Source organism: Candidatus Enterococcus courvalinii, from assembly GCF_017315945.1.
GTDB lineage: Bacteria > Bacillota > Bacilli > Lactobacillales > Enterococcaceae > Enterococcus_B > Enterococcus_B courvalinii.
The window spans coordinates 147,965-163,178 of the sequence record NZ_JAFLWI010000008.1 but is presented as its reverse complement, the minus strand read 5'-3'; the positions used below and the strand labels follow the sequence as shown (position 1 = coordinate 163,178).

At 38.7% G+C, this 15,214-nt stretch carries 18 protein-coding genes; 1 reads left to right on the top strand and 17 read right to left on the bottom strand.

The genetic code is table 11. The features are described from left to right. Positions 1 to 30 precede the first annotated feature (30 nt). From tsaD to galE, 7 genes are all read right to left on the bottom strand, one after another. Positions 31 to 1,041, bottom strand: coding sequence for a tRNA (adenosine(37)-N6)-threonylcarbamoyltransferase complex transferase subunit TsaD (gene tsaD / locus JZO71_RS07225; protein ID WP_206898855.1), 1,011 nt, complete (start codon positions 1,039 to 1,041; stop codon positions 31 to 33). Then, positions 1,038 to 1,505, bottom strand: coding sequence for a ribosomal protein S18-alanine N-acetyltransferase (gene rimI, locus JZO71_RS07220; protein WP_206898854.1), 468 nt, complete (start codon positions 1,503 to 1,505; stop codon positions 1,038 to 1,040). Before rimI (JZO71_RS07220) ends, tsaD begins: the two co-directional genes overlap by 4 nt. A gap of 6 nt (positions 1,506 to 1,511) precedes the next feature. After that, the gene (gene rimI / locus JZO71_RS07215) at positions 1,512 to 2,054 is read right to left on the bottom strand and encodes a ribosomal protein S18-alanine N-acetyltransferase (protein ID WP_206898853.1); all 543 of its coding nucleotides are present in this window, start codon (positions 2,052 to 2,054) and stop codon (positions 1,512 to 1,514) included. After that, the gene (gene tsaB / locus JZO71_RS07210) at positions 2,038 to 2,760 is read right to left on the bottom strand and encodes a tRNA (adenosine(37)-N6)-threonylcarbamoyltransferase complex dimerization subunit type 1 TsaB (protein WP_206898852.1); all 723 of its coding nucleotides are present in this window, start codon (positions 2,758 to 2,760) and stop codon (positions 2,038 to 2,040) included. Before tsaB ends, rimI (JZO71_RS07215) begins: the two co-directional genes overlap by 17 nt. A 198-nt stretch (positions 2,761 to 2,958) precedes the next feature. Continuing rightward, positions 2,959 to 3,936, bottom strand: a complete 978-nt coding sequence (locus JZO71_RS07205) for a LacI family DNA-binding transcriptional regulator (RefSeq protein ID WP_206898851.1) — start codon at positions 3,934 to 3,936, stop codon at positions 2,959 to 2,961. Between the two features lie 24 nt (positions 3,937 to 3,960). Further along, complete coding sequence (galT, locus tag JZO71_RS07200) at positions 3,961 to 5,445, bottom strand: UDP-glucose--hexose-1-phosphate uridylyltransferase (RefSeq protein ID WP_206898850.1); 1,485 nt, start codon at positions 5,443 to 5,445, stop codon at positions 3,961 to 3,963. A gap of 10 nt (positions 5,446 to 5,455) precedes the next feature. Further along, positions 5,456 to 6,445 (bottom strand): UDP-glucose 4-epimerase GalE, encoded by a 990-nt coding sequence (gene galE / locus JZO71_RS07195; protein WP_206898849.1) that lies wholly within the window; start codon positions 6,443 to 6,445, stop codon positions 5,456 to 5,458. 255 nt (positions 6,446 to 6,700) lie between these two features. Between galE and JZO71_RS07190 the strand changes: the two genes are divergently transcribed. Further along, entirely contained in the window at positions 6,701 to 6,868 is a 168-nt protein-coding gene (locus JZO71_RS07190) for a DUF3042 family protein (protein ID WP_067484184.1), read from the top strand. A gap of 56 nt (positions 6,869 to 6,924) precedes the next feature. Here the strand turns inward: JZO71_RS07190 and JZO71_RS07185 are convergent, their stop codons facing one another. The 10 genes from JZO71_RS07185 to JZO71_RS07140 all read right to left on the bottom strand — a co-directional run bounded on the left by JZO71_RS07185 (position 6,925) and on the right by JZO71_RS07140 (position 15,175). Beyond that, the gene (locus JZO71_RS07185; protein WP_206898848.1) at positions 6,925 to 8,757 is read right to left on the bottom strand and encodes an FAD/NAD(P)-binding protein; all 1,833 of its coding nucleotides are present in this window, start codon (positions 8,755 to 8,757) and stop codon (positions 6,925 to 6,927) included. 18 nt (positions 8,758 to 8,775) lie between these two features. Beyond that, complete coding sequence (locus tag JZO71_RS07180) at positions 8,776 to 9,141, bottom strand: DUF488 domain-containing protein (RefSeq protein WP_206898847.1); 366 nt, start codon at positions 9,139 to 9,141, stop codon at positions 8,776 to 8,778. A gap of 116 nt (positions 9,142 to 9,257) precedes the next feature. Continuing rightward, positions 9,258 to 9,650 (bottom strand): rhodanese-like domain-containing protein, encoded by a 393-nt coding sequence (locus tag JZO71_RS07175; RefSeq protein ID WP_067484181.1) that lies wholly within the window; start codon positions 9,648 to 9,650, stop codon positions 9,258 to 9,260. A gap of 15 nt (positions 9,651 to 9,665) precedes the next feature. After that, complete coding sequence (locus JZO71_RS07170; protein WP_206898846.1) at positions 9,666 to 10,628, bottom strand: ROK family glucokinase; 963 nt, start codon at positions 10,626 to 10,628, stop codon at positions 9,666 to 9,668. Beyond that, positions 10,628 to 10,840 carry a YqgQ family protein gene (locus JZO71_RS07165; RefSeq protein WP_067484177.1) on the bottom strand — a complete coding sequence of 71 codons (213 nt, stop codon included), beginning with the start codon at positions 10,838 to 10,840 and terminating at the stop codon, positions 10,628 to 10,630. The genes JZO71_RS07170 and JZO71_RS07165 overlap by 1 nt, the downstream gene beginning before the upstream one ends. Positions 10,841 to 10,860: 20 nt before the next feature. Next, positions 10,861 to 11,559 (bottom strand): rhomboid family intramembrane serine protease, encoded by a 699-nt coding sequence (locus JZO71_RS07160; RefSeq protein ID WP_206898845.1) that lies wholly within the window; start codon positions 11,557 to 11,559, stop codon positions 10,861 to 10,863. A gap of 24 nt (positions 11,560 to 11,583) precedes the next feature. After that, positions 11,584 to 12,123, bottom strand: coding sequence for a 5-formyltetrahydrofolate cyclo-ligase (locus JZO71_RS07155; protein ID WP_206898844.1), 540 nt, complete (start codon positions 12,121 to 12,123; stop codon positions 11,584 to 11,586). A 249-nt stretch (positions 12,124 to 12,372) separates the two neighbouring features. After that, positions 12,373 to 13,362, bottom strand: coding sequence for a FecCD family ABC transporter permease (locus JZO71_RS07150; protein WP_206898843.1), 990 nt, complete (start codon positions 13,360 to 13,362; stop codon positions 12,373 to 12,375). Then, complete coding sequence (locus JZO71_RS07145) at positions 13,359 to 14,348, bottom strand: FecCD family ABC transporter permease (RefSeq protein ID WP_206898842.1); 990 nt, start codon at positions 14,346 to 14,348, stop codon at positions 13,359 to 13,361. The genes JZO71_RS07150 and JZO71_RS07145 overlap by 4 nt, the downstream gene beginning before the upstream one ends. Then, entirely contained in the window at positions 14,345 to 15,175 is an 831-nt protein-coding gene (locus JZO71_RS07140; protein WP_430733285.1) for an ABC transporter ATP-binding protein, read from the bottom strand. The genes JZO71_RS07145 and JZO71_RS07140 overlap by 4 nt, the downstream gene beginning before the upstream one ends. Between the last annotated feature and the right edge of the window lie 39 nt (positions 15,176 to 15,214).

Sequence of the window (15,214 nt, the reverse complement as noted above, 5' to 3'; positions counted from 1 at the left end):
TTCGCTACTTTTTTCTCTTTTAATCTTTTTTTACAGAACTAAACTAGGATTTGCGTTCAATGTTAATTCAGCAACAATTCCCTTTTGTCGTTCAACATGTGCTGCTGCACCAATCATTGCTGCATTATCTCCACACAAACGTAGTGGGGGGATAATCAACTCAACTTCTGGCATTTCTTCCGCTAACGCTGTGGTTAATCCTTCGCGAAGCCCTTGATTAGCTGCAACACCTCCAGCAACAACTAATTGTTTCACCGGAAATTCTTTGCATGCGCGTAGTGTTTTGGTCACTAGTACCTCCACAACACTCGCTTGGAAACTAGCAGCTAAATCATTTTTATCTAGCTCTTCTCCACGTTGTTCTGCATTGTGAACTAAGTTAATGAACGCACTTTTCAAGCCACTAAAACTAAAATCATAGTTTGCTTCATGGATCATCGCTCTTGGAAAATGATAATTATCTTCTCCTTGATGTGCTAATTCATCAATTTCTTTTCCACTAGGATAACTCAACCCAAGGACACGTCCAACTTTGTCATAGGCTTCACCAGCTGCATCATCTCGTGTTTCTCCAATAATTTCATAAGAACCATCCTCTTGCATATAAACAAGTTCCGTATGTCCGCCACTAACGAGTAAAGCGATGAGCGGAAATTCAAATGGTTTAACAAATCGTGCGGCATAGATATGCCCCGCCATGTGATTGACGGGAATCAAAGGTAAGTTATTTGCCCATGCAAATGCTTTAGCAGCAGAAATACCAATTAATAAAGACCCAACTAATCCAGGTCCATAGGTAACTGCTACTGCTGAAAGCTCGGCTACAGTTACCTTTGCCTCAGTCAGCGCTTCGTCAATACAAAGCGTGATTTGTTCTACGTGGTGCCTGCTAGCAACTTCTGGTACGACGCCGCCAAAGCGTTTATGACTATTTATTTGCGATGCGACAATATTTGACAAGATTTTTGTCCCATCTTCTACGACAGCAACACTTGTTTCGTCACAACTTGATTCAATCGCAAGAATCAATTCTCTATTCATTTCATCGTCTCCGTCTTTAACTTTGTACTCATAATAAAGGCATCTTCTACTGGCTGATGGTAATAAGATTTACGAATGCCCAACACTCGAAATTTTTCTGATTCATACAGACATTTTGCCTTTTCATTTGATTTACGAACTTCTAGGAAAACTTGAAACACATCATTAGCTTTTTCTTGCTGAATCAATGCTTTCAATAATTGTCGCGCGTGTCCTTTTCCTTGGAAAGTTGAATTTACTGCAATGTTGGTAATTTCAACTTCATCTACCACACGGCTAAAACCCAAAAAACCAATGATTTCGTTTGCTTCAATCGCTATCAAATAATCTGTATGAGGTTGTTGTAAATCTGCTAAAAACTGTGTTTTTGTCCATGGTGAACCATGCGTATACGCCTGATTACTAATCAACCAGAGTTTTTCTGCCAAGTCATTGTAATCAAATGCTGCTTTTTGATAAATCAACAATCTTCACTCTTTTTCTAAATTTTTTACCATGTCTAAGGCATCTTCATTATTTTCAGTGTAATACCCTTTTTTGATGGTCTTTGATTCGAAACCCAGCTTTCGGTACAACTTTTGCGCATCCCGATTGCCTACGCGAACTTCTAACGAAAGAGTCTCACAGCGATTCATTATAGCAAACTTTTCTATTTCGTCAATCAAGAACGAACCAATACTTTTTCGCTGATAGCGAGACATCAATGCGATATTTGTAATATGACAGTCTGTTCCAATGATTCGTGAACCGATGAACCCCACTAATCCCTCATTGATAAAGACCCCCAAATACAGATGAATTAAAGGAGAGCGAAATTCAGATATAAATGCGCTCCGCGTCCAAGGCAATTCGCCAAGGTAGACTTCTCTCTCGACTGTCAACAAATCCTTGATATCTGCTGTCGTCAATTGACGTATTTGATAGATGTCTTGATTTATTTCTAGCTCTTTAGCAGGATAAAATGACGATTCTCGGAACAAATATTTCGTTAATTTTTTAAATTTTTTCAACATAACTTTCGGCTCCAGGCGTATGAGTTTCTAGCCATTTTTCTTCCGCTTCTACCTTTTTTAAATACCTTGGTAAGAATGCTTGAACATCAGAGACAGGATCAGCTTGTGCTCCTAAATTTGCTAGCACAGTTCCATTTGGGATATTCCATTGAGGAATCAAATTGATTGTTGCTTCTGGTAAAGTTGCTTTTAATTCTGTTTCAAATTTTTGGCAATCACTACCAACAAAATAAATCGATTGTTCAAGTGTTTTTAACTCTGTGAGTAAATCATCTAATGAGGAATGTTTATCTTCAATCAATGTTTCTAATCGATTTTCTTTCCATTGATACGCTCCTGCGTAAACATTCTTACGTCTTGCATCAAAGAGTGGCACAATCACACCTTCTATATTCACACAGTTAGCTGCGACTGTTTTCAAACTGGAAATACCCACCAACTCTTTTTTCATTGTATAAGCTAAAGTTTTTGCAGTCGTCACGCCGATTCTCAAACCAGTATATGAACCTGGTCCGTCAGAAACAACGATGCGATCAATCGCTGTTGGCTTTAATTGAAGATCAGCAAATAATTGGTCAATTGCTGGCATCAAAGTAATGCTATGGTTTCGTTTGATGTTCGTTTGAATTTGTCCAAGAACCACATCGTCCTCCACGATTCCTATAGCTAAAGTTTGGTTTGCTGTATCAATTCCTAATGTAATCATGTTTTGGTTCCTTTCCGTTAACTATCGTTTCTTATTGTAGCACACTTTTTATGGAAACCTAGTCTGAGATAACAACAAAAAAAACTAGCGATACTCCATAAGAACCACGTGTAAACTCATCTGTTGGGAATGTTACTTGATGAATAGGTTCTTACAAAAAATTTCGCTAGCTTTGATTATTAGTATTTCAATTGTTTGTTACGTTGATTCTCGCACGATCAAGTCTGTGCCAACCACGATTTTTCTTGGAACGGGGGCTTCTGTTTGAATCAACTGTAAAATCGTTTCGACAGCAATCTCCCCCAACCATTCGGTATAAACTTTTACCGTCGATAACGCAGGTGTCACATACTTGGCTACACTACTGTCATTAAATCCGATGACTGCAATATCCTCAGGCACATGATAGCCACTCTCTTGAATTGCTTTTAACGCGCCAATTGCTAATGCATCATTTGCAGCAAATAAAGCATCTGGTTTTTCGATTGTTTCATCTAAAAATTGTTTGATTGCTAAGTAACCTGCCTCCACCGAAAAATCGGCTTCAATCATAGCAAATGGCTTTTGTTGCGCGCTAGTCATGATTTGTTCAAAAGCTACCCTTCTTGGATCACACAATAGTTGACGATTTTTTTTAGTATATTCTTTCCCCGTTAGCATGGCGATTTTCTTAACATGTAATGACAGAAAATAATCGACTACTTTTTTTACGCTTGAGAAAAAGTCGACAGTTAGCGAATCGATACCTACTGATGTTCCATCGGAATCAACTAAAAGTAATTTTGACTGAGATTTTTTCAACTCTGTCAATTGTTGCAAGTCAAATTTACCAACAGCAATCGTTCCATCAACTTCACGTTCACTAATAGAATCCCAAGTTTCTTTAAGCAAATCAACATTCAATTCTTCTGCCTTCTTCTCAATACCTAGACGGATCGCTAAATAATACAAATCTTCGAGTTCTTCGCCTTCATTGTGCCATTGAACCAATCGCAAAGTCGCTTGATTCGCCGGAAGACTTTTTTTATGTTTCGTATAGTTTAGTTGCTCTGCTGCTTCGAAAACTTTCTGTTTGGTCGCCAGGCCTACTGAGAGTTCCGAATCATAATTCAAGACTCTTGAAACAGTCGCAGGAGAAACACCTGCTAACTGTGCAATATCTTTAATTGTTGCCATGATGTTTCCTCCTCACTGGATCAATTATAAATAATCAGTAAAGCGAGCAAATGCTGCTTGCCCTTCTTCTGTCCGTTTAAACACACCTGCATCCTCTAACACACGCAAGAACACTTGACCAACAGCTTCCTGCACAATTTCAGTCACATGATCTGCTGTGATTGTATGAGATGCCTGCAACTCATCTGCCCATTCACGATGATAGTCAGCTAAGTGATTTTCTTGGTTCAACAAATATTTTTCCACTTCTTCAAGTTCTGTTTTTAATCGTGGTGGTAACACGGCTAATCCCATCACTTCAATCAAGCCGATATTTTCTTTTTTGATATGCTGAACGTCTTGATGGGGATGGAAAATCCCATCCGGATGTTCTTCAGATACATTGTTGTCGCGTAACACTAAGTCTAATTCAAAGTAGCCATCTTTCCTACGTGCAATCGGCGTAATCGTGTGGTGTGCAGTCCCGTCAGCAGAATATGCTGAAACTTCGACGGACGCATCCGAGTAAGCTTGCCATTTTTCTAAAATGGTTGTTGCCGCATCTATAAGGAGTTCTTTGTCTGGTGATTGAAGTCGAATCACTGACATTGGCCATTTCACGATTCCTGCAATAACTTGGGGATAATCAGTTAATTTGATCAATCGTTCCATTGGTGCTTTCGCCATAGGAAACTCATGCCTCCCTGCTTGATAATGATCGTGAGATAAAATAGAACCTCCTACAATGGGTAAATCTGCATTTGATCCCACAAAATAATGAGGCAACACTTCCGTGATCCGTAACAATCGGCGGAAAGTATCTCGATTGATTTGCATTGGACGATGAACTTCTGACAAAATAATTGAATGTTCATTGTAGTACGCATACGGCGAATACTGGAATCCCCAGCTTTCGCCATCTAGATTCATACGAATAATTCGATGGTTTGTTCTTGCAGGATAATTCAAACGCCCTCGATATCCTTCATTTTCCATACAAAGCAAACACTTTGGATAGTCTACTTTCACTGCTTCTCGTTCTGCAGCAATTTGCTTTGGATCTTTTTCAGGTTTCGATAAGTTGATTGTAATTTCAAGGTCTCCGTAAGCAGTTTGTACTGGAAACTGGATATTTTTAGCAATCGCACGCGTTTTGATATAGTCATTTTGCTGACTCAACTGAAAGAAGTATTCGGTTGCTTCCTCGGGTGAACTAGCATAGTGTTGAGCAAAAAAAGCATTAACAACAGACGGCGGTGGAGTCAAAAAATCCATTAACTGTGCTTCAAATATTTCTTGTTCCGCAGGCAAATCTGAAATGACTTGATTATTCTTTGCTACTTGAACTAATTCTGCCAGCAAATCCACTGCAGGTACCGTTACTGGACGTGGTGTGACTTCTCCAGTGAACGCTTCTTCGCCGATCAAACTTAACAGTCGATTTTGAAGATAAATTCGATCCATTTCCATGAAGCCACCGGAGCCAATCGAAAGCGTTGCAAAGTCACAAATTGTTTGACTGATAGACATGTCACTTCTCCTATTCTTCGTAGCCATGAGGATGACTTACATGCCAATCCCATGCTGTTTTGATAATCGCTTTGACGTCAGTGTATGCAGGCTCCCAGCCTAAGATTTCTTTTGCCTTTTGACTTGAAGCAACTAATTTACTTGGATCACCTGCACGACGAGGCGCAATTTTTGCAGGAATTTCTTTGCCAGTAACTTCACGAGCTGCTTCAAGCATTTCTTTGACAGAATAACCATTGTTACTTCCCAAATTAAAGAAGTTACTTTCATTTCCAGCTTTTAAATATTCTAAAGCTTTGATATGTGCAGCAATCAAATCTTCCACTTGAACGTAATCACGAACGCAAGTCCCATCTGGTGTATCATAATCATCACCATAAACTGCTAACTCTTCTCTTTGACCTAATGCTACTTGTAAGATAATCGGTACTAAATGTGTTTCAGGGGTATGGTCTTCACCAATGCTTGCATCCGCCTTCGCACCTGCTACATTGAAATAGCGAAGAGCCACATAACGCATCCCGTACGCATTGTCACACCACTTCATCATTTTTTCCATCATCAATTTACTTTCCCCATATGGATTTTTGGGATTAGTTGGGGTTTCTTCTGTTATTGGTGACATTTTTGGTTCACCATATGTGGCTGCTGTTGATGAGAAAACAATTTGTTTTACGTCAAATTCATGCATGACTTCAAGCAAAATTTGTGTACCGTAAACGTTATTGTTAAAGTAATCCAATGGTTTTTCTACGGATTCTCCCACTAGTGAGCTTGCGGCAAAATGGATCACACCTTCGACTTTTTCTTTTTCAAATACCGTTTTCAAAAATGCTTTGTCACGAATATCACCTTCATAAAAACGTGCATCATGGTGAACGGCTTGACGATGGCCTGTTAATAAATTATCAACAACAGCAACATCATATCCGTTATGGATCAATTGATCGACTGCATGTGAGCCAATGTATCCAGCACCACCTAAAACTAAAATTGACATATTTAAACACTCCTTTATTGATAGTTGACTCTCTTTGATCATCCATCTTTCATTGTACCAAAAGAAAACGGAAGTTTCGAAACAGTTTTTGGCAATCACCAGCTTTTTCTATGATTTTATTTAGTAAATTTATAATAAAACATTTAGTAATTTTTTTCAATCGTTTTTGTAAAGGTTTTCAACTAATCGTCTAACTAGCCTTTTTTCGGTTTTTGTTTCATAATAGAAGTATCAAACAATTAAGAGGTGTGTTTAATGAAAAAATTTGTATCTGGATTATTAGTCGGAAGTTTAGCAACTGTTGCTGCTGTAGCAGGTGTTGTCGCTTCAGTTAAAAAAACGGTAATCGATCCAATTGATGAAAAAGAATCAATGATTGAAGAAAATCGAAAAAAAGCGATGCGTAAACGTGTTGCACGTTAATTAGTTATTTAAAAAAGGACAGCTAAGATGTCCAAGTCACTTATGGCTTGTTCATCCTAGCTGTCTTTTTTGTTTACTTTTCTTTTATTATTCAACAAATGGCGAGCAATCAAATCTGCTTGTCTTAAATTCCAGGCATCTGTATATGGACGTGCCACTGCAGCCGTCAACCAGTCGACGCCTTCAACTGGGATCCCATAACAATAAAAGTGGGGAATCACTTTTCCATCTGCACCTATAACTTGATTTGCTTTGTTCACATCAATCGCACCTGAAAAATAATGTTCTGTATCTTCTGTTTTTTGATAGGCACGAATCAAACCATTCTTACTCATGCTTTGAATGACTGGGTTTTTCGAATAAGACACACTATTAATCGGCAAATGTGCTTCAAGTAAATAGCGACTTTTAAATGCTTTCTCTGCTGTTTCAATCCAAAAATTTCCTCTGGCTCGTTTGATTTCAAATGGTGGAGCTGCTATATGAAAAATACCGGCATCTATCAGTGCAGCAAGCTCTTTGCTTCTTTTCAAAGGGGGCCCAATAGTCAAGAAAGCATTCAGCGGTGTAAACCAAGACCACAGTTGTTCGCGATATTCTTCAACTGAAAAAACATCCCACGCGATGGCTTCACGAATTGGTTCACGCCAGTCTTTGATTGCATCTAAGGTGGAACTAAACGCACCCGTATCATTTCCTTTTTCAGCCTCGTTGATTTGCCATGCTAAAAAGGAGCGAACACCTTTTTCAAAATCATCAGGAAAAGTTGAGAGAGGCTGTTCCAACCTTTCCCATGACCAAATATAAGGTTCTAATTGCGGATAATCTGCCAAACATTCTTCAGAAGGCTTTAACAAGAACACCTGCTCAAACTCAAAAGGATTGATTGCTAATTGTTGTTCCTCAATCGTTTTTTGATAATAAAATAATTCGACTTCTTTTTTGAACAAGTCAAAAAAACGTTCACCTGTCAACTGTCCTTTTATCTGCCATTTTTTTAGATTCTCTGTTGTTAATAACTTGAGTCGAGCCATCGCACCACCCTGCTTTTGATTCTTGCCACGTGGATAATAGGGAACACCTCGGCGAGACCCAGCGTAAATAACTGGTTCGTTTCCAGAAGGGTGATAAATAAAATGATCTTCTTGTTCTTCAAAATAACCACCACGTCCGACAGTTAATAGGCCAATATAATCAAAAAAAGCTAAACCTAGCCCACGCAAAAAAATTGGTTCATTCGTAGGAATATCGTCAACTGAAACATCTGCTGGGTTACTTGGAGGTTGATAAAATAAACCATGTTGCTGTGCATAGTCAGCAAAAGCCAGTTCCTCATTCATCAATTCATTTTCCCAATGACCACTCGCCAACACAATCTGATCCATGAAAAATGTTGTATCGTCCGCCTTCAAATCAAAGCCTGCTTCTGTTTGCGAGACACTATTAACAAGCGAGCGGACAAAAGTAATCGTATCGGGATATTCTTTTTGAAGTTCCATGAAAAACCATTGCTGATACAAACCATATAGACAACGCGTTGTGTGCTCATTTTTTCCTAATTGCGCCATCTCTACTAGAAAAAAATTTTGTTGTTTCAATGATTGTTGTTTCACAAATGGAATTCCCTCTTTTTTTGCCCATTGATAAAGATTGGGACCTGGAGAAACGACTCCTCCCGTCGAAAGTGTGTCATCAGTAAACAGTGTTACTTGTTGTGAAACTGAGTTCATCAACAAATCCGTTGATTGATCTATTCGCCAAACTCGTCCACCAGGGCCAATCACATCGAATAAATAAATTTGAAGCGATTGATTCGTTTGTTTATTGCGTAAAATTCTTTCTAACATGCTTAAGCCACGTGGACCTGCACCAATAATGCCAATCTTCATCTTACACCTTCTCTTTATTTAAACAGCTAGTTGTTGATCCAACAATTTTTTCAACACGACTGCCTGATTTTCCGTTTCATCTTTTGCACCAAAGACAAGCGTTACTTGTTTTTCTTTTTGACAAATAGCCAGTAGTTCCTGAAATGCTTGGTGAGAAGCTTCTTCATTTAGCAATTCTTTTTGATAACGTTCAGCGAACTCAGAAAATTTTTCTGGGATATGGTTATACCATTTTCTCAGCTCTGTACTTGGTGCGACCTCTTTCAGCCATAAATCAAGTTTTGCTTCCACTTTAGAAACACCCCTTGGCCAGATACGGTCAACAAGAACTCGGAACCCATCTGTTTCTTCTGCTTTTTGATAAGCTCGTTTCAATTGGATCATTTTCTTTGCCCCTTTCCTTTCACTCCTTATTTTAGCCAAAAATGGACGAGAGCACAAAAATAAAAAAGGATAGAGAAACTGAGTACTAGTTCCTCTATCCTTTAAAAAATAGTCAATTAAACTTTTTTACTTTTGATTTTACCAGACCAGCCATCATAGCCGCCTTTTAGAATATAAAGTTCTTTAAAGCCTTCTTTACGTAATTTGTTAGCTGTTCGAATGCTCAAGCTTTTTCTTTGATCGTAGATATAGACAGGTTGGTCTTTACGAATGGAGCCTAATGAATTCTTTAATACGGTATAAGGAATATTTCGTGCACCTAAAATATGTCCAGCATCAAAAACATCTTTTTCTCTGACATCAATGATTTGTGCTTTACGCATTCCTTCACGAAACTCTTCTTCTTCTAACATTTTTGCTGAACGTTTTGCCATGATACGTAAGTATGCTTCCCAAAATACAATCGCTAAAATAATCGCGATCAAAAAAATATTAATCCAAAAAAACATGAGTTGCCTCCATCTTTACGCAAATTTCAAGGCTAATGATGCAGCTCCAATGACACCTGCTTCATTACCAAGCTCTGCTAATTTAATTTTTGTTGATTCTCTTACTTGTGGGAAAGTGAATTCCATAAAGTATTTTTCGACACGACTACGTAAAAATTCGCCTGCTGCAGATACACCGCCACCTAAAACGATACTTGAAGGGTTCAATGTGTTTCCTAAGTTTCCGCAAGCTAGTCCTAGATAGAAACAAACACGATCCACAACCATCAATGCAAAGGGATCGTCATCTTCTGCCAATTCGAAAATGTCTTTACTTGTAACTTCTTCACCATTATCAAGCATTGCTTTAAGTGTTGAGTCACCTGCATATTCTTCCGCTAAGAAACGACCTAGACGTACGACACCTGTCGCACTAGAAACTGTTTCTAAACAGCCACGTTTCCCACATGTGCATTCAAACCCATTTGGATCCACAGTGATATGACCAATTTCGCCGCCGCTACCAGCAACGCCATGTACAAGATTGCCAGCAGCAACGATTCCACCGCCAACACCTGTTCCCAATGTAACGAAAACAACATCAGGATCATTTTCGCCAGCACCTTTCCAACGCTCACCTAAGGCAGCAACGTTGGCATCATTATCAATCGCAAACTGGATTCCAGTACCTGATTGGATTTGTTCTCTCACTGGTTGTAATTCTGTCCAGTTCAAGTTATACGCACCAATAACTGTTCCAGCTTCGCTATCCACGCTTCCCGGAGTCCCCATGCCAATACCGATAAAGTCTTCCGCTTTCATGTTATATAAATTTAAACGATGATTGATTGATTCAATGATTTCAGGGACAATATGTACACCCTCATCTAAAATATTGGTATCAATACTCCATTTTTGTTGAATTTCACCTTCTGGAGTCATAATTGCAAACTTTGCAGTTGTTCCACCTAAATCAATTCCAATAATTTTCTTGTCCATTACACGTTTCCTTTCTTTCGGCTTTCTTCTATTCGGTGCTCTCTTTTCAGAATGCGCCATGCCGTCATGTACGTATCATGATCAATCAAGCGATTGTCATATAACGTTCTTAATTCAATCGTCATCAACTCTATGTCATAAATCCGTGAGCCAACATAGATGATGATGCCGAATTTTTTGAACAGCTGTTGTACGTCATACAAGCTTTCCATGTTAAAGCACTTCCTTCACATTATACAAGTAAACCATACTTTTTTAAACCCACTAACAGACAAATTACTAAAAGAAAAATAAAAATCATTCCAGAAATAATTCGTTGATGAATTGAAAAGTTTCCTCTTTGTTCAGGCAAGCCCAAGATATTTCCTAAAAGGACCCCACCAAGAACGCCGCCAACATGACCCCAGATATCAACTGATGTGTCAAATCCGCCAAAGACTAAACTTAAAACGATAAATAACGAGAACTGTCTCACCATCTGTGTAATTGCAGGGTTATTTCGAAAATGGAAGCCTAAAATCACGAAAGCCCCAAACATTCCAAACAGTGATGTGCTTGCTCCAGCAGATAACACACCCACTTGATTCATCGCAAAACTAGCTAGATTTCCAGCTATGCCACTCAATAAATAAATGAGGAAAAAACGCCAGTGTCCATAAATCGTTTCAATTTGCGAACCCATAAAATAAAGTGTCACTGAGTTCACTGCAAAGTGCATCAAGCCAAAGTGAATAAAAATTGGGGTAATCAAGCGCCACCACTCATGATAATAGGCAAAAAAAGGACCATACATTCCACCAAATGATTCTATTTTTAGCTCTGGAAACAAGTACATCAATACAAACACAATCGTTTGAATTCCTAAAAAAATATATGTCCAGATTGGTTTTTTCAACCAAAATTGGAATTTTCGTTTTTGCTGATAATCCATGAAAACCTCCTATTAGTAATAAAATTAATCAATAAACAATTGTTGAATTTTTTGATCAAATGATTCTGGTGACCATTCATCATTCAACTGTTCAGTAAAGACCAAGCTCGCTGTTTGATTTGGATATTGTTGTAGATAACGATCATAATAGCCACCACCAAAACCAATTCGATAACCTGATTTTGTGAATATTAAGCCAGGTACAATCAATAAATCGATTTGTTCGGGTAAAAAAAGGGGTGAATTCGTTGGCTCTAAGACACCGAAACTGGATCGTTCTAGAACCGTTTCAGCTGTCAGCTCATAAAAAGCCATTTGACGTTTCGGTAATGTTTTCGGAATCACAATTTTTTTATGCTGTTGCTTAGCATAGTGGATAACAGGTTCTGTTGCGACCTCGATTTCATTTGCTAAAGTTATTCCAATCGTTTGGGCGTTTTGAAATGCTGAATTCGAAAATAATTTTTGATGGATCCGCCGTTCCTTCTCTGCTTTTTCGCTCGGCGCTAGATTTTTTAATGTCTGAACGCCTAGTTGACGTAATTGTGCTTTCGTTTGCTTCAACCTTCCAACCTACCTTCCTTGATAGCATGTTATCGAAAAATGAATAAAATAGCAATGCTGTGACAGAGAAATAACTGTTCCTCTCAAAAGAAAAAGAGTTCAAGATGAGTACTTGAACTCTTTGCTTCAGATTTTTTAAGGTAAAGATTTGATGCCACAACCCTTATCTACGAGTTTTCAAACAGCAAAAATTGTTTTTGTCAGATGTTCTTTCTTTTTTTCGGAGCTAAACGCTTTGAACCACAACCTTTAAGCTTGCTTTTGGAATAATAAATAAAGAAAATACGGCGCACCGATTAACGCAATCAAAATTCCTGTCGGGATTTCACCACTTGGAAGAATGACACGCGCAATAATATCGGCTACATTCACTAATAAGGCGCCAAATAAACCACTTAGTAAAAACGTCCAATGATTCTCTTTTTTGACGATTGTTTTTGCCACATGTGGCGCTAACAAACCTACAAAGGATAAACTACCTGCGACAGCAACACTGGCACAAGCTAAACCCACTGCCAAAATCAATAACGTACGTTGACTTCTTCGGACATGCAAACCTAAACTTTGTGCTCGTTTTTGTCCAAAAGAGAGAAGTCCAATCTGTTGGCTATAATAAAAAGCGAGTGGCAAGAGAACAACTGCCCACGGAAGCAACGCCCAAACATAAGCCCAACTAGCACCCCAAATAGATCCTGCTAACCAAGAATTTACAAAACCGTAATTTTCTTTTGAGATTTTGATTGTCACTAGCAAAGTCATTGCCGATAATCCAGCATTTACCGCAATTCCCGAAAGTAAAATTCGATTCATTTTCAACACACCACTTTTAGTATAGGAAGTAAGATACACACAAAGGGCAGCCAGCAAGCCACCTAGACAAGCCGCAAATGGCAAAAGAAAAGTTGCTGCAGCTTGTGAAAAGAAACCTAAATAAAGCATGACGAAAAAGCCAGCACCTGCATTGATTCCTAAAATACTAGCATCTGCCAGCTCATTTCTAGTGACTCCTTGCAGTAAGTATCCAGAAATACCCAAACACATTCCCGCTATGAGACTAACTAATAGTCGTGGTGAACGAAATTCTTGGATGATCAACTGTGTAACTGGCGATGCAGAGCCAGTAACCCCATCAATAACTTGTTGAATGGATAAAACTGGTGTCCCAATCATCAAACTGAGCAAAGCACTGATGAACAAGCAGAGCAATAAGAAGACTATCAGCCATCGGAATTTTTTCATTCCTCTTCCCTCCTAACTTGAACAAGTAAGAATGGTACACCAATCAAAGCAATAATTAAGCCAAAAGGAGTTTCAAATGGTGGATTGATCATCCGGGCAACTAAATCTGCTACCATTACTAAACATCCTCCCGCTAAAAAAGAGCCAGGTAGCACATACCGATAATCTGAACCTACTACACCACGAACCAAGGGTGGTACTAATAAACCAATAAATGAAACAGGACCTACAAGTGACACAGCAATTGCAGCTAAAATCGCCACCATTCCAAAAGAAATAAGACGCGTTCTTCGTGGGTTTCCACCAAGTGCCACAGCATGCGATTCACTTAAATTAACTAATGAGATTGCTTTACCCAGCAAACAAGCACAAATAGAAGCAACTAAATAAACAGGTAATAAAACTGTCAATTGTCGCCAAGTGATATTTGCTGCTCCTCCAACAAACCAAAAAGCTAAATCTTGTTGCAAATTAAATAATTGGGTTAGCGCTTGACTAATGGCAGTAAAAAATGAGCTGATTGCCACCCCAGCTAAAATTAGTTGAACTGGATTGATGCCCATTTTGGAAAATTTGAGAAAGCCAAACACAATGGTCGTCACTGCTAATGCCCCAATCAGAGAAATCAAAAACATTTGAAAAGACGAAGCAGCTGGTAAGAAAGCAAAACTAATGGCCATAGCTAAAGACGCCCCTGCATTGATTCCCAATAACCCAGAATCTGCCAATGGATTACGTGTCACGCCTTGCATCAATGCCCCACTTAAAGCAAAACTGCTACCAACAACAAATGCGCCTAGCACTCGTGGAAGTCGAATCGTTCGCAAAATTTGTTGTGCTTGATTCGTTGGATCAAATTGAACAACGGATAACCATAAATCTTTCAACGTCACTGCCGCTACACCATTTGCAACAGCTAATAAAAAAAGTATCGTACTTACTACTATCAGTAGCCAAATAAAACGACTCTTCTTTCTGCTCGTCATTGATTTGCCTCCTGTCGTGAAAGTAAATCGTAAGTTAGAAAGACTGGTTTGTCAGAATCAGGCAAATGAACGATTTGTGCATCAATTTCAAAAATTTCTCGCATCCATTCTTTTGTAATTACTTCTTTTGGTGGACCTTCAACTAATAATTGGCCAGCTTTCAATCCTAATAAATAATCCGAAAAACGAGAGGCATGATTGATATCATGAATGGACATCAAAATCGTGGTTTGTTTTACGCGATTGATTTCTTCCAATAAATGTAAGATTTCTAATTGATGTGCAGGATCTAAAAAAGTAATCGGTTCATCTAAAATCAAAATGTCTGTTTCTTGCGCTAACGCCATAGCAATCCACACACGTTGCGCTTGTCCACCAGACAAGGTAGCAATCTCTCTTGCTTTTAACGTGTCTAAACTAGTCGCTTCCAGCGCCCATTGAATCGCTTCTTGGTCTTCTACAGTCAAACCACTAAAAGGTTTTTGATAAGGGTATCTGCCATAAGAAACAATTTCTTCCACGGTCATCCCCAATGGGTGATCACTACTTTGTGCCAGCAAAGCAATTTTTTGTGCCAACTCTTTTGAACTATATGTAGAAATTTCAGAATCATTCACAATGATTTTCCCTTTTTTCACAGGAAGGATTCGTGTGAAGCTTTTTAATAATGTCGATTTCCCGCTTCCATTTGGTCCAATCAAACTAGTAATTTTGCCTTCAGGAATTTTTACTGATAAAGCATCAATAATTTGCTTTTTGGGATATCCTGCTGCAATATCGACTGCTTCGATTTTTGCCATTTCACCCACCCTTTCGTTGAAAATCATTCTCAATTATGACGCTACTTCACAAATTCGTCAAGCACA